17 protein-coding genes, 1 tRNA gene and 1 other RNA gene are annotated in these 21,921 nt (G+C 69.8%); 11 read left to right on the forward strand and 8 right to left on the reverse strand.

What is annotated here, in order from left to right:
- Window positions 1-43 precede the first annotated feature (43 nt).
- A complete protein-coding gene (locus PSQ21_RS15375) occupies window positions 44-2,278 on the reverse strand; it encodes a DNA polymerase III subunit gamma and tau (RefSeq protein ID WP_274031069.1) in 2,235 nt (744 codons plus the stop codon).
- 77 nt (window positions 2,279-2,355) lie between these two features.
- Window positions 2,356-2,452: signal recognition particle sRNA small type (ffs, locus tag PSQ21_RS15380), an RNA gene on the reverse strand.
- 144 nt (window positions 2,453-2,596) lie between these two features.
- Between ffs and PSQ21_RS15385 the strand changes: the two genes are divergently transcribed.
- Window positions 2,597-2,684 (forward strand) — tRNA-Ser (locus PSQ21_RS15385).
- A gap of 288 nt (window positions 2,685-2,972) precedes the next feature.
- Here the strand turns inward: PSQ21_RS15385 and PSQ21_RS15390 are convergent.
- Complete coding sequence (locus PSQ21_RS15390; protein WP_274031070.1) at window positions 2,973-3,269, reverse strand: hypothetical protein; 297 nt, start codon at window positions 3,267-3,269, stop codon at window positions 2,973-2,975.
- 171 nt (window positions 3,270-3,440) lie between these two features.
- Here PSQ21_RS15390 and PSQ21_RS15395 point away from each other — a divergent pair, with 171 nt between their 5' ends.
- The 3 genes from PSQ21_RS15395 (at window position 3,441) to PSQ21_RS15405 (ending at window position 7,421) form a co-directional block, all read left to right on the forward strand.
- Window positions 3,441-6,143: a helix-turn-helix domain-containing protein gene (locus tag PSQ21_RS15395; RefSeq protein ID WP_274031071.1), complete on the forward strand. Its 2,703-nt coding sequence runs from the start codon at window positions 3,441-3,443 to the stop codon at window positions 6,141-6,143.
- A gap of 142 nt (window positions 6,144-6,285) precedes the next feature.
- On the forward strand, window positions 6,286-6,762 hold the full coding sequence (locus tag PSQ21_RS15400; RefSeq protein WP_274031072.1) for a hypothetical protein: 477 nt from the start codon (window positions 6,286-6,288) through the stop codon (window positions 6,760-6,762).
- Window positions 6,759-7,421 (forward strand): hypothetical protein, encoded by a 663-nt coding sequence (locus PSQ21_RS15405; protein WP_274031073.1) that lies wholly within the window; start codon window positions 6,759-6,761, stop codon window positions 7,419-7,421. Before PSQ21_RS15400 ends, PSQ21_RS15405 begins: the two co-directional genes overlap by 4 nt.
- A gap of 96 nt (window positions 7,422-7,517) precedes the next feature.
- Here PSQ21_RS15405 and PSQ21_RS15410 read toward each other — a convergent pair whose 3' ends face one another.
- From PSQ21_RS15410 to PSQ21_RS15420, 3 genes are all read right to left on the reverse strand, one after another.
- On the reverse strand, window positions 7,518-9,284 hold the full coding sequence (locus PSQ21_RS15410; RefSeq protein ID WP_274031074.1) for a tyrosine-type recombinase/integrase: 1,767 nt from the start codon (window positions 9,282-9,284) through the stop codon (window positions 7,518-7,520).
- The gene (locus PSQ21_RS15415; RefSeq protein ID WP_274031075.1) at window positions 9,281-9,577 is read right to left on the reverse strand and encodes a helix-turn-helix domain-containing protein; all 297 of its coding nucleotides are present in this window, start codon (window positions 9,575-9,577) and stop codon (window positions 9,281-9,283) included. Before PSQ21_RS15415 ends, PSQ21_RS15410 begins: the two co-directional genes overlap by 4 nt.
- Window positions 9,578-9,740: 163 nt before the next feature.
- Window positions 9,741-10,235 (reverse strand): helix-turn-helix transcriptional regulator, encoded by a 495-nt coding sequence (locus tag PSQ21_RS15420; RefSeq protein ID WP_274035788.1) that lies wholly within the window; start codon window positions 10,233-10,235, stop codon window positions 9,741-9,743.
- 322 nt (window positions 10,236-10,557) lie between these two features.
- Here PSQ21_RS15420 and PSQ21_RS15425 point away from each other — a divergent pair, with 322 nt between their 5' ends.
- The 7 genes from PSQ21_RS15425 (at window position 10,558) to PSQ21_RS15455 (ending at window position 20,171) form a co-directional block, all read left to right on the forward strand.
- Window positions 10,558-12,078: a DnaB-like helicase N-terminal domain-containing protein gene (locus PSQ21_RS15425; RefSeq protein WP_274031076.1), complete on the forward strand. Its 1,521-nt coding sequence runs from the start codon at window positions 10,558-10,560 to the stop codon at window positions 12,076-12,078.
- 250 nt (window positions 12,079-12,328) lie between these two features.
- Window positions 12,329-13,690, forward strand: a complete 1,362-nt coding sequence (locus PSQ21_RS15430; RefSeq protein ID WP_274031077.1) for a hypothetical protein — start codon at window positions 12,329-12,331, stop codon at window positions 13,688-13,690.
- Between the two features lie 323 nt (window positions 13,691-14,013).
- On the forward strand, window positions 14,014-14,355 hold the full coding sequence (locus PSQ21_RS15435) for a plasmid mobilization relaxosome protein MobC (RefSeq protein ID WP_274031078.1): 342 nt from the start codon (window positions 14,014-14,016) through the stop codon (window positions 14,353-14,355).
- A complete protein-coding gene (locus tag PSQ21_RS15440) occupies window positions 14,352-16,070 on the forward strand; it encodes a relaxase/mobilization nuclease domain-containing protein (protein WP_274031079.1) in 1,719 nt (572 codons plus the stop codon). The genes PSQ21_RS15435 and PSQ21_RS15440 overlap by 4 nt, the downstream gene beginning before the upstream one ends.
- Window positions 16,071-16,178: 108 nt before the next feature.
- A complete protein-coding gene (locus PSQ21_RS15445) occupies window positions 16,179-16,544 on the forward strand; it encodes a hypothetical protein (RefSeq protein WP_274031080.1) in 366 nt (121 codons plus the stop codon).
- Between the two features lie 296 nt (window positions 16,545-16,840).
- Window positions 16,841-17,452, forward strand: a complete 612-nt coding sequence (locus PSQ21_RS15450; protein WP_274031081.1) for a hypothetical protein — start codon at window positions 16,841-16,843, stop codon at window positions 17,450-17,452.
- A gap of 97 nt (window positions 17,453-17,549) precedes the next feature.
- A complete protein-coding gene (locus PSQ21_RS15455; RefSeq protein WP_274031082.1) occupies window positions 17,550-20,171 on the forward strand; it encodes a valine--tRNA ligase in 2,622 nt (873 codons plus the stop codon).
- 78 nt (window positions 20,172-20,249) lie between these two features.
- On the opposite strand, the gene PSQ21_RS15460 is transcribed toward PSQ21_RS15455, so the two are convergent.
- The gene (locus PSQ21_RS15460) at window positions 20,250-21,167 is read right to left on the reverse strand and encodes a glycosyltransferase family 2 protein (protein ID WP_274035789.1); all 918 of its coding nucleotides are present in this window, start codon (window positions 21,165-21,167) and stop codon (window positions 20,250-20,252) included.
- Window positions 21,168-21,172: 5 nt separating this feature from the next.
- The gene (locus PSQ21_RS15465; protein WP_274031083.1) at window positions 21,173-21,889 is read right to left on the reverse strand and encodes a class I SAM-dependent methyltransferase; all 717 of its coding nucleotides are present in this window, start codon (window positions 21,887-21,889) and stop codon (window positions 21,173-21,175) included.
- Window positions 21,890-21,921: the final 32 nt, after the last annotated feature.

Here is a 21,921-nt window from a genome sequence, read left to right on the forward strand (position 1 = left end):
TCGCCTCCCCTCCTCACTGCTCGTCACTGCTCGTCTCTGCTCGTCACTGCTCGTTGGTGAACTCCTCCACGACCGTGGCGCCCAGCTCGCGGACGATCAGCTCGTGGCCGGAGAGGGCGGAGTCGATGAGATCCGGATCGTCGGCCTCCGGGGTGTCGTCCTCGGGGGCGACGGGCCGCGGCGGCTCCGTCCCGTACGCGCTGTGGGAGTCCTCGGGGGCGGGCTCGGCATCCCGGCGCTGCGGCGGCGCGGAGGCGGGCGGCTGCTGCGGGGGCGGCGGAGGCTGCGGGGGCTGCCCCTGCGACGAGGGCATGGACTGCTGCGGGGCGGAGTGCTGGGGCCGGGGCTCGTACGCGACCGGGGCGGCGGGGGCTGCCGGGGCGGGCTGGTACTGCGGGGCGGGGCGTCCGGCGCCCATGCCGGGGCCCGGGGGTGACCCGCCGCCACCGGAGGTGTCGACGACCGCTTCGATGCGCCATTGGGCGTTGAACCGTTCGGCGAGGGCCTGCTTGAGGATCTCCTCGCTGCCACTGCTCGCGAAGTTGTCCCGGGCTCCCGCGTTGAGGAAGCCGATCCGGAGCGTGGTCCCGTCGAACCCGGCGACCTGGGCGTTCTGGCTGAGCAGGATCCAGGTGAAGCGGCGGCGGCTCTTGACCGCCTCCAGGATGTCGGGCCACATGTTCCGCACCTGGGCGGCGCCCTGGGCCATGCTCTGACCGCCCTCGGGTGCGGCCGGCGCGACGGGGGCCGCCGGGGCGGCGGCGGGCGGCGGGGAGGCGGCGGGGGCCGGGCCGCTGCCGGGGGCGGACGCGGTGGGCCAGCCTCCGGGGCGACGGGCCTGGTCCGGGCCGGCCGCGGCGGGCCAGGACCCGGGGCGCTGGGCGGGCTCGGCAGTCGGGGGGGCCTCGGCGGGAGCCTGCGGGGCGGGCTCGGCGGCCTGCGGTGGGTAGGCGGGGGGCGTCGCGGGTGCGGGAGCGGCGGGGGGCGCCTCGCCCCGTACGGCGGCACGGGCCGCGTCCGGACCCGCGGCCTGGGGGACGTAGGCCTGGGGGGCGTGGGCGTCGGGGCCCGGTGCGTACCCCATCGGCGCCGCGGCGAACCCGGCGGCCGCCGCGGCCGAGGCCCCGCGCTCCAGCCGGTCGAGGCGGGCCTGGAGCGACCGCTCGTCGTCGTAGGCGGCGGGCAGCAGGACCCGGGCGCAGATCAGCTCCACCTGGAGGCGCGGCGAGGTGGCTCCGCGCATCTCGGTGAGCCCGTCGTTGACCAGGTCGGCGGCGCGGCTCAGCTCGGCGGCGCCGAAGACGGAGGCCTGGGCCTGCATCCGCTCGACCACGTCGGCGGGTGCGTCGATGAGGCCCTTCTCCCCCGCATCCGGCACGGCGGCGAGGATGACCAGATCGCGCAGCCGCTCCAGCAGGTCGGCCACGAACCGACGCGGATCGTTGCCGCCCTCGATGACCCGGTCCACGACCTCGAAGGCGGCGGCCCCGTCGCCGGCGGCGAAGGCGTCGACGATCGAGTCGAGCAGGGAGCCGTCGGTGTACCCGAGGAGCGAGGTGGCCATGGCATACGTCACACCGTCGTCGCCCGCGCCGGCCAGCAACTGGTCCATGACGGACATCGAGTCACGCACGGACCCGGCCCCGGCGCGCACGACGAGCGGGAGGACGCCGTCCTCGACGGGGCTGTTCTCCCGCCCGCAGACATCGGCGAGATAGCTGCGGAGGGTGCCCGGGGGCACGAGCCGGAACGGATAGTGGTGCGTACGCGACCGGATCGTCCCGATGACCTTCTCGGGCTCGGTCGTCGCGAAGATGAACTTGAGGTGCTCCGGCGGCTCCTCGACCACCTTCAGCAGGGCGTTGAAGCCCGCCGGGGTGACCATGTGCGCCTCGTCGATGATGTAGATCTTGTAACGACTGGAGGCGGGCCCGAAGAACGCCTTCTCGCGCAGATCACGGGCGTCGTCCACGCCACCGTGCGAGGCGGCGTCGATCTCGATCACATCGATGGAACCCGGCCCGTTGCGCGCGAGGTCCCGGCAGGACTGGCACTCCCCGCACGGGGTCGGCGTGGGCCCCTGCTCGCAGTTCAGACAGCGGGCGAGGATGCGCGCGCTGGTCGTCTTTCCACAGCCGCGCGGCCCGCTGAACAGGTACGCGTGATTGACCCGGTTGTTCCGCAGGGCCTGCTGGAGCGGGTCAGTGACATGCTCCTGACCGATGACCTCGGCGAACGACTCGGGGCGGTAGCGGCGGTACAGCGCAAGGGACGACACACCTACGAGGTTATCGGGGCCCACCGACAACGGAACCCACGTCACCCGAGCGCCCGCCCACCAGGCCCCCCGGGAACGCAAAGGGCCCCCCACGCACCCGCCAGAGCCGACCTACCCTTGCTGCCTTCCGGCCCTGGGGGAGTTCAGTCAGATAGCGCCACGTGAGGGGCTGACGCCCACCTTAGCGGATCCCCACCCCCTCCGGTCCACCCGCCCTCCCCACCGAACGACGGCCGAGCCACCCCCCGACCCCCTCTCCGGACGATCTTCGGCGAACGTGTTCGCGAGCACCCTCCAACGTCTTGTATTGTTTGCGGCGGAGGATTCGCCTAGTGGCCTAGGGCGCACGCTTGGAAAGCGTGTTGGGGGCAACCCCTCACGAGTTCGAATCTCGTATCCTCCGCCACGGCTGACCAGCCGAAACGAAGGTCCCGACCGCACTGCGGCCGGGACCTTCGTCGTTGTGTGGTTGCAGTTTTGGTTGCAGTTCCCAGCGTGGACGCCCGTGGACCTGGACGGACGGGCTTCGCCCCGAAATCCGGCAGACGTCACCTTGCTGGGTGTCGAGCCCGGTTCTCCTCCGAGCGGCACCTCAGCAGCTCGCCGCAGCAGTCACGGCGGCGGCGTGCTGGCACCTCCTACATAGGCGCCCGACGAGCCGGGCCCCGGCTGTCTACCTGTGATCATTCCAGCTTCACGAGCCGATCCAGCTGATGTGCTGGGCGGCCCACCAGAGCACGGCCACCACCGCCAGGCTGCCCGCCGCCTTGGCCACGCCACTCAGGAACGCCAGCGCCACCAACCGCCGCACGCGACGAGCCCCCTCCGGAGAGATCTTGCCCCCGAGCACCTTCGCCACCGGGCGGATGACCACGCACACCAGCACAAGACTGCCGACCAGTGCGGCCACCAGGAAGGGAGACGGCCCCACCCTCTGGAACACCACGGCCCCGGTCAGCACCTCCATGAGAATCCCAGTGAAATCCTTCATATCCTTCCCCTTCTCTGTGCCGTGAACGGGAATGACGATCCCGTCCGGAGAGGAAGGGGTGTGGTGTTCGCGAACGGAGCGCGAACACCACACCCGTGCACCGGGACTGCCCGGTTGGAAGGTGGGTTGCCGCGGCCACGGCACAGCTCGACCGCCTGGCAGGATGTACGGGTGACCACACCGTCAGTGCCGGCCGATGCGTTCCAGGAGTTCGGTGGCCTTCTTCGGCAGCTGCGCGAGGAGGCGGGGCTGACGGTGCGCGACCTGCACGACGTGCTCGACGTGAGCATCTCGACGATCTCCAAGACGCAGAACGGAGGCCACGCCACGCCTCCGGATTTCTACATGGTCAAAAAATGGGTCACGGCGTGCCAGGACCGTGCAGGAGCCAGCGGCAGGACTCTGTCCGTCTCGGTGGACATCAAGTGGTGGCGCAAGCAACACGGACAGCTTGAGCGGTTACATGAGCAGCTCAGCTCTCAGCGTCGGGAGGCCGCCCGATCAGGTCTGGCTGGAAACGCGCGGCTGCCGGTGCGGCAGTGGGACCCTCTCCGACTCGGTGTCCGCCGGGCCATCACCGTCGCCCCAACCGATTTCGGCCGACCGTGCAGCCCTGCGGAAGGGGCACTTCGAGTGCCTGTCAGCGGGGACCTGCCACTGCTCCCTCCGTACGTGGAGCGCAGCCACGACCGCCGGCTGCGAGCCCTCCTGGCCCGCTCCTCCGCGAACACCTGCGTGGTGGTGACCGGGAACTCGTCGAGCGGCACGACCCGCACCATGTGGGAAGCGGCAATTAAGTGCTGCGCCGACTGGACGTTGATCCACCCGAACAGCGCGGCCGATCTCGCGCACCTCAGCACCGCGCACATCGGCCCAAACACCGTGGTGTGGCTGGACGAGCTCCACTCGTACCTCCTTGACTCCGCAGCCGGGTCCGCAGCCGCGCGGGCGCTGGGCGAGCTCATGGAGGCACCAGGCCCATACCTGATCATCGGATCCATGTGGCCGCGCCACTGGGACGAGCTCATGCGTCGACCAGCAGAAGGTGCTGACCATCATCGGCCGGCCCGGCAGTTCCTCGAGAATCACGTCGAGGAAATCGCTGTTCCCGACTCCTTCGCCCAGGACTCGGCCGCACAGGAGCTGCTGCGGCGCCGTGCCGCGCGCGACCCCAGGCTGTCCATCGCCTATGAGACAGCAGGTCAACAGTGGCGAATCACCCAGGTGCTGTCCGGTGGCCGCCAACTCGTGAGCCGGTACGAGCGAGGCGATGACCGACACGGTACGGCGGTCATCTCCGTGGCCATGGACGCGCGGAGGCTAGGAGTCCACGGCCCCTACACCCCCGCTTTCCTCCGCACCGCCGTCGACGGCTACCTTCCCGACGGTTCCCTGCGTGTCGGAGGCAAAGACTGGTTTGAGCACGCGCTGTCGTACGCCAGCGAGGAAGTCAACGGCGTCGCGCCTCTCACCCCCGTGCGCCACACCCCCGGCATCGGCGAAGCCGAGGGGTACGTCCTCCATGAATACCTCGCACAGCACGGTGAGCGGACGCGGCAACACCTACGCATCCCGGCTTCCCTGTGGAGCGCGCTCAGTTCGGAAGACAATGTCGGTTTTGCGCCTGGCAGCATCGACTTGACTGCCCATGTCAATGATCCAGAGACGCTTCACCGCCTGGGGGCCATTGCGCGCACCCGGATGCTGTACGGGTTTGCCGAGCAGTTCCTACGGCGAGCAGCCGTGGCGGGGGCTACGGCCGCATACCTGGAGCTGGCCGACCTCCTCACCGACCAGGAGCGGCACGACGAGAGCGACCAGGTACTGCAGCTGGCTGTTCCCACTCAACCGTATGCCCACGTCTACCGTGCTCGTCGGTTCTCCCGGCAAGGGCGCGTTGACGACGCCGTGGCCGCCTACTCCGCAGGAGCCGACGCATGCGACAGCACCTTCGGAATCGGAACGGGCATCCACTCGCGTCTCGAGATGGCGGAGATGCTCAGCCGCCACGATCGCGTGGAGGAGGCGATCGCCATGTGGCAAGCGGCCAGCGACGCCGGACTTCTCATCGACCGCACACAATTCGCTAGCCTTCTTGCCAGGCACGGAAGGCTCCCGATGGCCGTCGCCGAACTGCGCAAGGACATCGATGCCGGATCCCGGCTCGCCCGCAGCAACCTGGTCCATCTTCTCGCCAGGCACAGGATGATCGACGAGGCCCTGACCGAGCTTCGTGCCGCAAGCTCCGAAGACCTCAACTGCGACGCCACCCATGTTGCGCGGCTGCTGATCCGGCAGGGGAACAAGGACGAGGCGGTTACGGAACTGCGCGCTGCGGCCGACCGCGGCGACCTCATTGCTCGACGCGAGCTCGGACGCATCCTCGAACAGGACGGGCGAACCGCCGAAGCCCTGCGCGAATACCGTCTGGCCGCCCAATCGGGCTCCGTGCCCGCGCGCGACGATCTGATCCGCCTCCTGAAAGCCCGCGGGGAGCATGAGGCGGCCCATGCCGAACTGCAGGCGGCAATCGACAGCCTGCAAGCTTCGGCCGATGCTGGTGACTCCTGGGCACGGACCCAACGCGGCTTCATGTACGCGCAGATGGGAGACGTTGACCAAGCAGTCATTGAGATGCGCATCGCCGCCGACAGCGGTGATGCACAGTCTCGGTGGGCCCTCGCACAACTGCTGGAGATCCACGGGCAAGGTGAGAACGCCGTCACCGAAGCTGTGACAGCTGGTCAAGTGGGACTCCTCAACATCCGGGACCAGTTCGTCCGGATGCTCAACCAGCAAGGCAAGGGTGACCTCGCCCGACAAGCCAGTCTCTATGGTCTACTCCCCGACGGGACAGTGGCCCGACCAGCCTGAGCAATAGCGGCGCCAGTGGGCGGCAGCGTGAGCCGCTGGCTCACCATCGAGGCCGCCCGGCACCGACGGTGAGGGTGAGCGGAAGCACCACTGTCAGAGGCCCGCCCTACAGTCCTGCCTAGAACACCAAGGGAGGGGCAGCGTGCCTGTCGACGGAAGTGATCAGTTCGCAGACCTCATGGCGTATCTCGCAGAGAGGCTGCCGGATCTCGCCGACCAGCTGAGGCAGGAGGTCCGGCAGGGGCGAGTCGCTTCCGAACAGCGGCTCAAGCAGGTGGGGGAGTATCAGGCGCGCGCCAGCCGGCTGGCGGCGGCTGATCTTCCGCCCCTCGGGAAGGCGGACATCGCCGTGCTCCCGTACACCGACGACGAGAGCATCGAGCTCGCTCGGATGGCCGTGCTCACCCTTGCCGAGACCATGTACGCGTCCCGCAAAGCAGTGCTGGACATCGCTTCAAGGCAGGAGATGGGGCTGACCGTAAAGTTCGGTGATCCGGAGCTGGAGACGCCCTCGTCTCTCGACCTCAAGGCCGAGACCGAGCACGCGCGGGCCGCGCTGGCGACCGTCCGCGCGCTGCTGTCCGAGGGAACGGACGTGTCCGTGGGAGCGATCCAGTGAACAAGCCCAGCCTGGTGCAGGCCATCGAGCAGGCGATCGGCGTCTTGGAGCCCCTCTATCGCGGCCAGGCAGATGAGTCGGACCTGTACGAGGCATCCTTGCTCGTCGTGTGCCTCGACGCCGCAAGGAGTGCGGGCGGAACCACACTCCTCACGCAGGACGGCACGAACCCAGCCGCCACGCTGCGGTTCCGCCGGTCCCCCGGCAACCTGTGGTCCGGCGATTTCACCCGCGCGGTGGTGAGATTCCCGGACACGCAGAAGAAGCTGGAGATCCACCTGGGCGTATACGTTGCAGCGACCACGTCGAAGGTGGCGCACGAATGCGACGTCGCCGTACTGGACCACCAGGAGGCCGAGCGGAGCCGCCGAGCCATGGTCCATCCCCGGGGCAAGGGGCTCGTCGCCGCGATCGAGGCAAAGCACTACGGCACCTCGCCTGGCCTCGGGATCGGCCGCGGATTCTTGGGACTGGCGCAGGAGCTGGGCGGGAAGAAGTGCTCACTGGTCTTCCCGTCGCAGAGCTCCACTACTCTCGGCGCTCTGATCGCCAGGAGGGACAGCGAGGCGTACCCCCAGCTGCTCCCCGGCACGACGGCCGCTGACCGGCTTCGCGCCAAGCTCGACCAGGCCATCCGTAATTGGAAGAACCAGCTGTAGCGACACGGAGTCGGTCTCCACGCGGTGGAGGGCGCCAGCGGAGTTCCCGCTGGCGCCCTCCACCGCCGCGTGGCGTCCCGACGGAGGCGTCCGCCATCACCAGTCGTCGGTGTCGCCGTACTTCCCCGGGTTTCGGGCGCGGTCCACAGCCTGTGCACACGCTTCGGCGAAGGCAGCCTCTACGGCGTCCTTGTCCGTGCCTCGCACCTGGGCCTCGACCTCCTGGCCCGTCCCGGGTCGTCGGGCCGTGCGCCAGGCAGAGGCGCGGTCGGTGTAGCGGTCGGTCTCAAATGCCCAGGCCGGCACCGACCACTGCTCCGGGACCTCGGTCGCCGCGCGTTCCCCGCCAGGAAGGAACAGGGCTCGGGCGTGGAAGACCACGGCCCGCTCCGGTACACGGTCGCGGATCGCGCTTGCACCGCCCGGGCCCTGCTGTTCCCAGCGCCAGCGGTCCCATTCCTCGATCTCGGCAGGGTGGTCGGGCCAGTCCTCGCTCCACCGTGCGACGACCTCGTCGGCGTGGTCGCGGTGGAAGAAGGGAACACGCCGCTCGCCAAGGCGGGCGACGTGAACCACCAGCTCGGCGGGGACGGGGCTCTGGCCTGCCTCCGGCGCAGCGCTACGCGCAGGCTGGTCCGTGCCCCACAGGAGGCCGCCGACCTTGGCGGCGGTGTCCTTGAGGACGCGGCTGGTCAGGTGCTGGTAGCGGCGGCGCATCCGGGCGGACTTGCCAGGTTCCCAGCCCATGATCGAGTCGACGACCGCGTCGGGAACGCCGAGGATGAGCAACACGGTCGCCGCCGTGTGGCGAGCGTCGTGGAGGCGGGCATCGCGGACGCCGGCGGCCTTCAGCAGCTCCTTCCACTTGTGGTAGTCGGTGTTCGGGTTCAGGGGCTCGCCGGTGGGCGAGGTGAACACGTATCCCTTCTCCGTCCACAGGTCGCGGGCAAGGGCGCGCTCGCGCGCCTGCTCCTCCTTGTGCTGGCGCAGGAGCTGAAGGAGTTCGTCGGGGACGCCGATGGGGCGCTGGCCGGCGCGGGACTTGGCGTTCTTCGTCTCGCGCCGGGTGTTGATCTTCTGGGGGCAGTAGCCGGGCTTGCGTCCGCAGCGGTCGCCGCAGCCGTGCTTGTAGCGGGGCCGCAGCCGGCCACGCCGTACGCGGATAACGCCGAGGTCGAAGTCGACGTCGTCCCACTGCATGCCGAGGACCTCGCCCTGCCGCAGGCCCAGGGCCAGGGCGATGACCCAACGGGCGGTGTTGCGGTGCTTGCCCGCTTCGGCGAGCAGGCGCTGGACCTCCTCGACCGAGTACGGCTCGACCTCCTCCTCTTCCAGGCGCGGGGCCTTGGCGATCGTGGCCGGGTTGACGGTGAGATGGGCACGACGGACCGCTTCGTTGAGGGCGGTGCGTACGGTGCGGTGAACCTGGTGGGCGGTGCCTGCCGCGCTGCCGGAGTCCTGCATCTTCTTGTAGAAGCGCTCCAGGTGCTCGGGTTGGAGCTTCTCCAGGCGGTGGGCGCCGAGGCCGGGGATGAGGTGGTGGTTCACAGCGACGCGGTAGCCGTCGATGGTGTTCTCCGAGACGTGCGCGGCGGCGATGTTCTCCACCCAGTGCGTCAGCCACGTCTCCAGCGTCCAGCTCTGGCCGACCTTGCGGACGGCGCCCTTGTCGCGCTGCCGTTCCATCTCGCGGACGACCTTGGTGACCTCGGGGCGGGTCTTGCGGCTGACGTGGCGCCGATCAGGGGTGCCGTCGTCCTTGACCCCGGCGGTAACGTAACCGTGCCAACGACCGTCCTTGCCCTGGAAGATCGAGGAGCCGCCGTTGGGCTGGCGGGACTTCGGTGCGGAGGCTCGCGTCACGCGGCGGCCCCGAAGTCGGACGCCGACAGACGGCGGGCCAGGAAGTCGTTCACCGCCTCCGCTGGAATGCGGCGCAAGCTTCCGATCTTGACGGAGGCGATCTCGCCGGAGGAGACGTACTCGTACAGCTTGGTGCGGCCGATGCCGATCCGGCGGGCGGCCTCGGCGACGGTCAGGGCGACCAGGGTCGTGTCGCCGGCGGGTCGCCGCTCGGCCATCAGGGTGCGCAGGGCGTCTTCGGGGACGTCCAGGAGCTGGGCTATCTGGGAAATGGGCAGCGCGGGCTGCGGCATGGGGACACTCCTCGCGCCGGCATATCGGCGTCACGGGAGCGGCAACTCCCGTCGGCCTGGCCGGTGGTGTCGTTCAGGGATGGATGGTTGGTCGTCGGCGACGGAGGTCGCCACGTGTGGTGCTTCTCGGCGTTCGTAGCGCCGCGGGAGGGGCAGTGGCCGGCTATTCGCCGGCGGGTGGCTGCCCCTGGTTTCGCAGGTGGGCCTGGGACGGGTGCATGCTTCTCATCAACGCTCGCTCCTCGAGCCGGAGAAGTTCGTCGACCTGTCCTCTCTGCTCGGGTCCCATGTCCCCGTATGCGTTGAGTTCCATGTCGATCTCGTGCAGGTGCATCTGGTTCCGGTCGATCGCCGCTCGCAGCTGGTGGTACTCCCGCGTCATCTGGACGTACTCGTGGGCGAGCTGGCGAATGCGGGGCGTGGCCAGCTCGCCCGGCGGTCCAGTCAGGTCCTGCATGGTGAGGTCGAAGACCTTGCAGAAGCCGAGCGCCTCGTCGAGGTTGACCCTGCGACGGGGCTTGCCGCTCTCGATGCGCCAGATCGCCGACTGATTGATCGGATGGCCGACGGCGGCCATCTCCTCGGCGAGCTTCACCGTGCTCCAACCGCGGACCTCGCGCTCCAGCTTGATGCGGGCAGCGACGTGCTCCTCCGGCATCGGACGACCGGGGCCGGCGCGCTCCGTACCTTCCTCACCGCTCACTCGCACCTCCCTTCACGCAACAACGGGTCCACTTGGGCCAGCATCCACAACTAAACATCATTGCGGAGTGAAATGCAAGGCGTTGCGCTGCCGAAAATCTCGGCTATGGTCGTAGTCCGCCGTACAGCGGTGGACGGATCCGCACACGCAAGCGGCCCCGGTGCTACGAACACCGGGGCCGAAGTAGAGGCTCCACCGCACAACCATCCATCCCTGAACGATCGAAACCGGAGGCCGGGGTTGCCGCCCCGTAATGGCCTGCCGGGTGAGGAGCTCTATGCCTCAGGGTACGACCCTGCCGCCCCAGACGCCATCCCGCTTTGACGAGGGCCCCATGCCGATGGAGCCTCCATACAACATGGACGCCGAGTGCGCGGTCCTCGGCGCCTGCATGCACAAAGCCGACATCATCGACGCGGTCCGGCCCATCCTCGGGGACGACGCCTTCTACCGGCCCGCGCACGAGACGATCTGGCGCGCGCTCCTCACCCAGCACCGCGAGGACAAACCGACCGACCCGATCGTCATCACCGAACTGCTCCGACAGCAAGGCGACCTGCAACGCGTGGGTGGCCCCTCGTACGTGTCCCAGCTCGCCAACGTGCCCTACGGCACCGGCAGCGCGGAGTACCACGCGGAGATCGTCCGCGCGAAAGCCGACCTGCGCCGCCTGGTGACCTCCGCCGTACGCACCCTCCAGCGGGCCCAGGAGCCCGGCGCGGATCCCGAGGCGATCCGCAGCGACCTCGAAGCGGAGGTACGTGCCGAACGCGAGCGCGCGCTCGCCTCGGGACAAGGGCGGCTGTTCCGCTTCGCCACCGATGGGTGGTCGTTCGTCAAGGAGAGCGGTGCGGACACCGAGCCCCTGTGGGGCACGCGCGAGAAGACCCTCTGGGCCTCCGGGGAGAGCCTGATGATCGTCGGCGCTCCGGGCGTCGGCAAGACCACCCTGGCCCACCAGGTGATCTTCGCCCGCCTCGGGTTGCAGGAGACCGTCCTGGAGATGCCCGTCGCCCCCAGCAGGCGCGTGCTCTACCTCGCGATGGACCGCCCCCAGCAGATCGCCAAGGCCATGGCCCGCCGCGTCTTCCCCACCGACGAGAAGATCCTGCGCGAGCGGCTCATGGTCTGGGAGGGCCCGCTGCCCGCCACACTCGACAAGGAGCCCGACCTCCTCGCTGACCTCGCCGCCGCCCACCAGGCCGACACCATCGTGATCGACAGCCTCAAGGATGCGGTCAGCACGATGGTCGACGACAGCCTCGCGGTCGCCTTCCACAACGCCCGCATGCGCGCCATTCGCAACGGTGTGGAGATCATGGAGCTGCACCACCAGCGCAAGGCCACCGCCGACGCACCGCGCGGCCAGCGCCCCAGCCTCGACCAGGTCTACGGCTCCACCTGGTTCACCTCCGGCGCGGGCAGCGTCCTGTTCGTCACCGGCCGGGCAGGCGACCCCGCGGTCACCCTGCACCACCTCAAGACCTCCACCGGTGAGGTCGGCCCCCTGGACGTCACCCACGACCACGTGCGCGGCACCACCACCGTCGACCCCACCAAGGACCCCGCCGCCCTGCTGCGCAACGCCCCCAACGGGCTGAGCGCACGCGAACTGGCGACCATCCTCATCGGCGGCGGCGCCCCCGAACGTGCCGACATCGAGAAGGCACGACGCCACCTCGGCAGCCTCGTCGACAGCGGCCTGGCCACCAAGGCCGACGGCATGGCCGGAGGGGCCGGAGGGGGCCAGCAGGCCCGCTACTACGCCTCCGCCCGCCACCTCACCGCCGTCGGCTGAGCCCCGCACCGACACCTGAAAGCGTTCACGCGACCGTACACGCGGCCCTCGCGCCCGCAGACCGCCGTGAACCGCTCACAGCGCACACGCTCACCGCAAAACCGCAGGTAGAGCGATCACGCGACCGTCCACGCCGTACACACACCCAAGCGATCACGCGCGGGGCCCCCTTTAGAAGGGGGCCCACGTGTACGCCCCCATCCGTGAACGCCGTGATCGCCTCCTCAATCTCCCCGGAGTAGCCCCGTACATGCCCCCTGCCATAACCGACGTGCTCGCCACCGCTTCGCTCCCGTTCACCGATAGTCCGCTCCTGCCCGTGGCCGTCCTGGCCGTCGCCGCCGGCGCACTGCTCGGGGGCCTGAAGGCGCGAAGCAGCCAACACGGCACCCTCGATCGGCAGCGGCGTCTCTCGGCCGCCGTCGTCACAGCGACCGTGGCGGCGATCGTGTGCACCGCCTACAGCGCGGATACGAGCTGGCGGTTCGCCGCCCACTACCTCGACATGCGCAACACGACCGAGCGCACCGCGATGTTCGCTGCCGCCGAGCTCGCCCTGTTCTCGATGGCCCTGATGGCCCGCCAGAACCTGCACGGGCCGAGGCAGGCAGCCGGCCTGCCCGGGGTCCTGGTCTGGGTGATCACGGCCATGCAGACCATCCCCGCCTACGCCGAGGCCGGCCCGGTCGGCGGCACCGTGCGTGCCTTCACCGGACCGGTGATGGCCGCCGTGCTGTGGCACCTGGCCATGGGTATTGAGTTGCGCCAGCGGACCCCCGACGCCGCATCCCGCGGGCTCGCCGCCGTCCTCACACGGCAGGCCCGCGAGCGGCTGCTCGCCCGCCTGGGGATCGTCCAGCAGGACCAGGGCGCCGCCGAGATCATCCGAGACCGGGCCATGCACCGGGCCGTCGCCCTGGCCGCCCGCCTCGCCGAGATGACGCCCGAGCAGCGGACGGGATGGGCGGGCCGACGCGCCGTGCGCCGCCTGTCCAAGGCCCTCGCCCGCTCCGGCATCGACGCCGACTCGCTCCGCAACGAGCAGCTGATGCGCCAGCTCGCCACCCGACGCCAAGCAGCCGCCCTGGCCACCATCGAACTGCCCGGGCGCTGGACCCTGCCCGCCGGGCAGCACGCAGCACAGCCCGACCACTCCCGGGCGGACGCCAACGGGCGGGCGGACGGCGACGGGCGGGCAGAGGGCCGAGCCCGCCCGCATCCATCAGATCCGGGCGACGAGGAACCTCACCCGGGCGCCCGCCCGCGATCCGCCCGCCCGGATCCCACTGCCCGCTCCGGCCCGGAATCGACAGCCCGCCCGAATCGGTCAGCCCGGCCACAAGCGGCGACTCCGCCGCCCACGGGCAGCGGCTCGCAACCCCCACCCGCTAAGCGCCGCACGCCGAAGCCGAAGCGGGCCGGCGGCAAACCGCGCGCCACCGACGACATCCTGCGCGCCTACGCCCACCGGCTCCTTGACGAGCACGGCAGCCTGTCCCGCGACCTCCTGGAGGACACCGTGCGCGGAGACGGATACACGGTCGCCAGCGACGCTGCCGGCGTCATCGCCCGCGAGGTCAAGGCCGAACTGAATGCCTCCCGCCGCGGCTGACGGCCACTCCGCCCAGCCACTCACCCCACAACCCGAGACGGAGACCCATGCACGACCCGCAGCACCCACCCGCCACATCCCAGCAGCAGCCGCCCATGACCCCAGCATCAGGCGGAGCAAGTTGTCCCGGGAGCAATGCTCCCGGAGTTCCCGCCCCAGGGGTGGCGGGAGCGTCCCGGCGCCGGGGGGCGCCGGACCGGCAGGCTGCGGCCGAGGGCGGACCGCAGCCTGGAGGGGGACGGCAGGCCGAGTCCCCTTCGCGGCGGCGTCAGCGTGCCCGCCAACCGAAGCTCCGCAAGCGCCTGCACCAGCCCAGCTGCCGCATGAACGATGCCGAGTACAAGCGCTTCACCGACGCAGCCGCCCAGTGCCAGATGACCAACGCCGCCTTCCTCGCCTACGCCGTCGACAAGGCTGCCCTCGACCTGACCCGCACCGCCGCCGAGATCGCCACCGAACGGGAAGTCATCGGCGAGCTGTTCGCCGCGCGCCGGCACCTGGGTCGCATCCACGGCCTGTTCAACCAGGTCGCCAAGGCCCTCAACTCCGGCGCCGACGCACCCCACCTCAACGCCACCGCCCAGGCCGTCCTGAACGCGGCTCGCCGCATGGAAGACGCCACCGACGCCCTACTCGCCCACCGGGACGGTGGTACCGCCTCGTGATCCCCCGTATTCACAAGCGCGGCAGCGAGACGATCGGGCTGATCCGCTACCTGTACGGCCCCGGCTCCCATGAGGAGCACACCGACCCCCATCTAGTGGCCGCCTTCGACCCGCTCACCCCCGACCCGGGCCGCGACCCGCAGGCCACCTACGGGCAGCTGCAGCGGCTGCTCGACCAGCCTGTCAACGCCCTGCCCGCCGGCCGACGGCCCAAGAAGCACGTGTGGCACCTGTCCGTACGCGCCAGCCCGGACGACCCAGTCCTGTCCGACGACGACTGGGCCGCCATCGCCCGCCGCATGGTCGCCGCCACCGGTATCGCCCCCGACGGCGACGATGCCGCCTGCCGGTGGGCGGCCGTCCGCCACGCCGACGACCACATCCACATCATCGCCACGCTGGTCCGCGAGGACGGCCGACGGCCCCGTCTGCACAACGAGGCTCGCCGTGCCCAGGCCGAGGCCCGCCTCATCGAAGCGGACTACGGCCTGCGCCGGGTCAGTCCGGGCGATGGCACCGCCGCGAAGCGGCCCACCAGCGCCGAACGCCACAAGGCCGACCGCCGTGGCAAGCAGCGCACCCCGCGCGAGGAACTGCGCGAGGCGGTCCGCCTCTCGGCGGCCGGTGCGGCGAGCGAGGAGGAGTTCTTCGACCGCCTCGCTGCGGCCGACCTGCTCATCCGGCGACGCGTCGCGCCATCGGGCGACACCCTCGGCTACACCGTCGCCCTCCCCGGTGACCGCAACGCCAAGGGCGAGCCCGTCTTCTACTCCGGCTCCAAGCTCGCCCCGGACCTCTCCCTGCCCCGCATCCGCGACCGCTGGACCAAGACCTCGGACGACCCCGCCCAGGAACCAGCCCAGCCGTCGGTGACCGGGCCCGCCTCCGCACGCCGACGCGCCAGCGCCGCCGCCTGGCAGGCCCTGCTCATCATCGACCACGGCGACGACGGCGTCATCGCCGCGCAGATCGCCGCCGCCGGAGAAGTCCTGGACGCCCTCGCCCAGACCTCCGCCGCCCACACCCGCCACGAACTCCAGGCCGCCGCCACCGCGTTCGAACGAGCCTCCCGCTCCCACGTCCGCGCCGCACGCGGCCACGACCACGCCCTGCGCCAAGCCGCCCGCAACCTCGTCCACAGCGGCCCGGCCCTCGGCCGAGGCGAGGACGGCGCCACCGCCGCGATGGCCATCGACATGCTGATCTTCCTGATCACCGCCGCCGCACACTGGCACGCCAAGAAGCAGCACGCCCAGCAGGACGAGGCCGCCCACCGAGCCGCCGAACACCTGCGCGCCGCCTACCAGGCCGCCGCCGAGTACCCCATGGCCATGCTCAACCACCGGGGCCGGCGCCTGGCTCCAGCCTGGCAACGCCACCACTCCGCCGCCGTACGCCATGCCCTGCCCGAGCTGGCCGACCGGATCCTCGCCGAACCCGGCTGGCCGGCCCTCGCAGCCACCCTCGCCGAGGTCCAGGCAGCCGGTCACAGTCCCGCCACCCTGCTCGCCCAGGCAGCCGCACGACGGGAGCTGGGCACGGCGGAACGCGTGAGCGATGTGCTCGTGTGGCGACTGCGGCGGATGGCCGACCTCCCAGCTGCCCCCGACAGCTCCCAGGGCCTGCGCACCCGGGGCATGTACGCGGTCACCTCACCGAAACAGGCAGCGCAAACCGGCACCAGGCTCGCGAATAGTTCGCCGCGGCGACGCTGACCGCAAAACCGAGCCGCGGAACATAGCAGACAATTCCCGGTTAGGTAAACCGGGAATTCTCCGCAACATAGAACACGCCCCCAGCCCACCCCTCCAAGGAGAATCCGTATGCCCCAGCCCGAAATCCGCCCCCACGTCATGGCCCTGCTGTTCGACACGAACTTCAACCGACCCCCGGGCACCCGCACCTTCCGCCACCTCGACGGACGCCCTTTCACCGACGAGGCACAGGCCCTCGCCGATGACGCCACCCTCGAAGAGCTCCAGGCCGCCGGCGTCCATGTCCACAACCCCGAGGCTGGAGCCGAGGCCCAAACAGCCGCGCACGAAATGGCCGAGCTTCTGTTCAAGTACGTCATCCCGCACCGTGAAGCCCTCATCCCCTTCATGACGCACGAGGACATGCTCGAGTACGGCCGACTGGAAACCGTCGTCGCTGCGGGCGCCGGCAGCCTCCGCCGGTACAAGGACTGAGCGCAGAGGCACGGTCCTTGCCACAAAACCCCGACGGCCGGTGGTCGGGAGTGCTCCCCGCCACCGGCCGCGACCCGTCGTCCACCGGACGGCCGCAAAGTCAGACCGCGAGAGTCGGTAGCCGGCGCACAGAATCCTTCCGCGCCAGCGACAGCCCAGTGGTGCATCCGACAGATCGAACATGCGATTAGAGCGGTTCCTGGGACCGAGCACACTCACACGGCAACCGACTAACGTACGGGCCGAATCGCCCCCACAAAGCTCGCACGACATCACACCTGAACAGGAACAGCCACATGCCAGTACGCCCCGAGCTGCCAGAGATCTTGAACCGGGCCGATTTCGGTGGTCTCGCCAAGCGGGAGCCGAAGAGCGTCGCGAAGATGGCCAGCCGTGGCCTCCTGGCCGAACCGACCCACCAGCACCAGGGCAAGCCCATCTGGGAGAAGTCGGTGGCCATGGACTGGTTCCGCGCACTGCACGACCACGCGGTCGTCGTTCCGGGCAACGAGCTGGCCTTCGCCGAGCTGCGGGACCACGGCATCTACATGTGCCCCGCGACCAGCAACCACCTGAGCCTGGCCCGGCCACGATTTCTGGTCATGTACACCCCTGGCGGCGGCGGTCGCGTATTCGAGGTCACGGCCGTCGAGACCGTCAAGCAAGAGCTTCCCGGAACCCGGGCCACGACTCCCGAGACCGTGGAGATCACGCGCACGAGGGAAAGCGAGGATCGGACCACGTACCCGTGGACGATCTTCTTCCTCTCCGAGGTGGGCAGCGTCGAGATGATCACTCCCGTCATCCAGCAGGGACGCTATGTGACCATCCACGATGTCCAGCAGGCCATGGAGTCGGGCAAGCTCCTGGTGCCACCGCTCGACAATGCGTTCCCCGTTCGACAGTGAATCACCTGCCGGAGGCGGTAAAGGGAGTAATCGGGCCCCGGTGACGCCAGCAAAAGCCAGGCGAGAGTAGCCGGGGCACGCCCTTAGAATGGCCGTCGTGACCGACAACACTCAGCAGCAGACAGCGCCCACCACCGAACTGCCGACCCAGTACACGCCGGCCGAGGTAGAGGGGCCGCTGTACGAGCGCTGGGTAGAGCGCGGCTACTTCGAGGCGGACGCGAAGAGCGAGAAGCCGGCGTACACCATCGTCATCCCGCCGCCCAACGTCACCGGCTCGCTCCACCTGGGCCACGCCTTCGAGCACACGCTGATCGACGCCCTCACCCGCCGCAAGCGCATGCAGGGCTTCGAGACGCTGTGGCAGCCGGGCATGGACCACGCCGGCATCGCCACCCAGAACGTCGTCGAGCGCGAGCTCGCCAAGGAGGGCAAGTCCCGCCACGACCTGGGCCGCGAAGCCTTCGTCGAGCGCGTCTGGGAGTGGAAGGCCGAGTCCGGCGGCCAGATCGCCGGCCAGATGCGCCGCCTCGGCGAGGGCCTGGCCTGGAGCCGGGACCGCTTCACCATGGACGAGGGCCTGTCCCGGGCCGTCCAGACCGTCTTCAAGAAGATGTTCGACGACGGCCTGATCTACCGCGCCGAGCGCATCATCAACTGGTGCCCGCGCTGTCTGACGGCCATCTCCGACATCGAGGTCGACTACCAGGACGACGACGGCGAGCTCGTCTCCATGAAGTACGGCGAGGGTGACGACACCATCGTCGTCGCCACGACCCGCGCCGAGACGATGCTCGGCGACACCGCCGTCGCCGTCCACCCCGACGACGAGCGCTACGCCCACCTCATCGGCAAGCAGATCAAGCTGCCGCTGACCGACCGCACGATCCCGGTCGTCGCCGACACGCACGTCGACCCCGAGTTCGGCACCGGCGCCGTCAAGGTGACCCCGGCGCACGACCCGAACGACTTCGCCATCGGCCAGCGCCACAACCTCGAATCCATCGAGGTCCTCGACGAGCGCGGCATCATCACCACCCACGGCCCCTTCCAGGGCCTGGACCGCTTCGAGGCCCGCTCCGCCATCGTCGCCGCCCTGCGCGCCGAGGGCCGGATCGTCGCCGAGAAGCGCCCGTACGTCCACTCCGTGGGCCACTGCTCGCGCTGCAAGACGACGCTGGAACCGCGTCTGTCCCTGCAGTGGTGGGTCAAGGTCGAGACGCTGGCCAAGGCCGCCGGTGACGCGGTCCGCGACGGTCGGGTCAACATCCACCCGGCCGACATGTCGCAGCGCTACTTCGACTGGGTCGACAACCTCAACGACTGGTGCATCTCGCGCCAGCTGTGGTGGGGCCACCGCATCCCGGTCTGGCACGGTCCGAACGGCGAGCTGGTCTGCGTCGGCCCCGACGACGAGGCGCCCACGGGTGAGGGGTGGACGCAGGACACCGACGTCCTCGACACGTGGTTCTCGTCCGGCCTGTGGCCGTTCTCCACGCTCGGCTGGCCGGAGCAGACGCCGGACCTGGAGAAGTTCTACCCGAACTCCGTCCTGGTCACCGGCTACGACCTGATGTTCTTCTGGGTCGCCCGGATGATGATGTTCGGCCTGTACGCGATGGACGGCCAGCCGCCGTTCCACACGATCGCGTTCCACGGCATGGTCCGCGACGAGTTCGGCAAGAAGATGTCGAAGTCGTTCGGGAACACGGTCAACCCGCTGGACTGGATGGACAAGTACGGCTCCGACGCCCTGCGGTTCACCCTGGCCAAGGGCGCCAACCCGGGCGTCGACGTCCCGATCGGCGAGGACTGGGTCCAGGCGTCCCGGAACTTCGCCAACAAGATCTGGAACGCCACCCGCTTCGCGATGATGAACGGCGCGACGGTCGAGGGCCCGCTGCCGGACGCCTCCGCGATGTCGGCGACGGACCGCTGGATCCTGTCCCGCCTGAACAAGGTCGTCGCCGAGGCGGACGCCTACTACGACGACTACCAGTTCGCGAAGCTCGCCGACGCGCTCTACCACTTCGCGTGGGACGAGGTCTTCGACTGGTACGTCGAGCTGTCGAAGACGACGTTCTTCGAGGGCGGCGAGCAGGCCAAGGTCTCGGCCCGCGTCCTGGGCGAGGTCCTCGACGTCACCCTGCGGTTGCTCCACCCGATCGTCCCGTTCGTCACGGACACCCTGTGGACCACGCTGACGGGCCGCGAGTCGGTCGTCATCGCCGAGTGGCCGAAGGACTCCGGCTTCCGCGACGAGGCCGCAGAGAAGGAGATCGAGCTGGTCCAGCGGGTCGTCACCGAGGTCCGCCGCTTCCGCTCCGACCAGGGCCTCCAGCCCGGCCAGAAGGTCCCGGCCCGCTTGGAGCTGGCCGACACCGCGCTCGCCCCGCACGAGGCGGCCATCCGTCAGGTGCTGCGCCTCCAGCCGGAGGGCGAGGGCTTCTCCGCCACCGCCTCCCTGCCGGTCGCCGGCGCCACCGTCGCACTCGACCTGTCGGGCACGATCGACGTGGCCGCCGAGCGCAAGCGCCTCGCCAAGGACCTGGCCGCCGCCGAGAAGGAGAAGGCTCAGGCCGAGGGCAAGCTCGGCAACGAGGCGTTCCTGGCGAAGGCCCCCGACAACGTCGTGGACAAGATCAAGGGCCGTCTCGCCAAGGCGGACGAGGACATCGCCCGCATCCAGGCACAGCTGGACAAGCTGCCGCCGCAGTAGGCACCGGAACACGCCCGAAGGGGGCCCAGACCGTCTGGTCTGGGCCCCCTTCGGGCTCTTCGGTCTCCGGCGCTGGCCCTACGGAATCCCCAGCGCCTCGTACGGGCTCGACAGAGAGAACTCGCGCTGCTGCGCGACGATCTGGGCCTGGTGGAGATCGAACTGCGCCATGTACAGAAGGTCGTCGAGGCGTGTCGGCTTCTGTTCCAGCACGTCGAAGGCGATCTCGGCGGCGCTGTCGTTTCGCTCCAGCCGGTCTCGGAAGAAGTCGAGGTTCTTCTCCACGACGAGGCGAGTCATGTCGAGTTCCGAGACTTCCGCATCGGACACTCGGTCGACTCGCGAGTGCACCCGGTACTCGTAGAACGGGCCGGCGACGCAGTGGATGGTGTTGGCCGCCCCTCGCCTGTACCGACTGGCCAGCAGGTTGACGGCGAAGGCCCAGTCTCCCCACTTGAGCACCCTCGGGTCGTACAGGCCGCATTCCAGGGCGTCAGCCCTGCGGCAGACGATCGACGTCGGAACGTGATGCTTGCGCACCACGAGGTCCTCGCGACAGGGGTACGAGGAGATCGTGAAGCCCTCGAAGGCACCGAACATCCACGACATCGTGTGCACGAACGCCGTGTCGGGGTCGGACTCGAGGATCGCTACCGCCCTGTCCGGGTAGGACCCGGCCGCCAGGAGGAACGGCTCGGTGGCCAGCCGGTCATCGGCATCCACCTGCATCACGTACTCCAGCCGCGCGGCCGCCAGGCCGGCGTTCCTGGCCGCGTGGTGCCCTTGGCGCTGCTCGAGGCGGACGACGCGTACGCCGGGCAGCTTGGCGCAGGTGTCGATGGCCTTCCGGGTCGTGTCGTCGTCCGACCCGTCGTCCACGATCACCACCTCGTACGGACGCCGAAGCGGCTGCTCGACGACCGACTCCACCGCCTCGACGAGGTAGTCGCCGGCGTTGTGGCAAGGGATGACGAAGCTGATGCCTCCATGGCCCATGGTCGTCACGAGGCTTCCCGTCCCTTCATGGTCGCGGTGCCGGCCGAAACGCGGCACCTCCGCACCGCGGTGACGGTCGCACGAGTCGCTTCGAAATAGGTGCGCCGCGAGCGCGTGTCCTGCTCGGCGTGGTCGTCCCAGCTCACGGTCACGTCCCAGCCCTCGTAGATCCGCTCCACCGCGCGGCTGAGGTTCTCCGGCGTGTACCGGGCCTCGCCCTCGATGTGGATCTGACTGCCCTGGGCGTCCGTCCGGGAGATCCCGGTGAAGACCTCCAGGTAGTGCACGTTGACCGATCGGGAGCTCTGTACGGCCTGGGTGAGCACGGCTTCGACGTCGCATTGGGACAGGTAGTGGAGCACGTCCTTGGCGACGAGCAGGCCGAAGTTCTCCTCGACCACGTACTGCTCGATGAGGGACTCCACCACCGTGACGCGCTCCGCCAGGTTCTCGTGCGGCGAGAGTCGCCGGAGCAGCGGTTCGGCCGGGGCCTGGTCCACCGCGACGACGGTGAAGCCGGCCTTCGCCAGGGCGATGGTGTAGGCCCCGGCGCCGTATCCGAGGTCGAGAGCGCGACGCGGGATGTCGGCGGGGAGGGACGTCAGCAGGGCGCGGAACCGCGCCGAGACGGGCGCATGCAGCTGCTCTCCGGTGCTTCGACCGTTCCGTAACGCGTCCGCGTAGAAGGCGTGGAGGGACGCCTTCGAGTGCTGTACGGGCAAGGGGCACCGCCTGGGGCTGGAGGGATGAGCGA

Source organism: Streptomyces sp. MMBL 11-1, assembly GCF_028622875.1.
Taxonomy (GTDB): Bacteria; Actinomycetota; Actinomycetes; order Streptomycetales; family Streptomycetaceae; genus Streptomyces.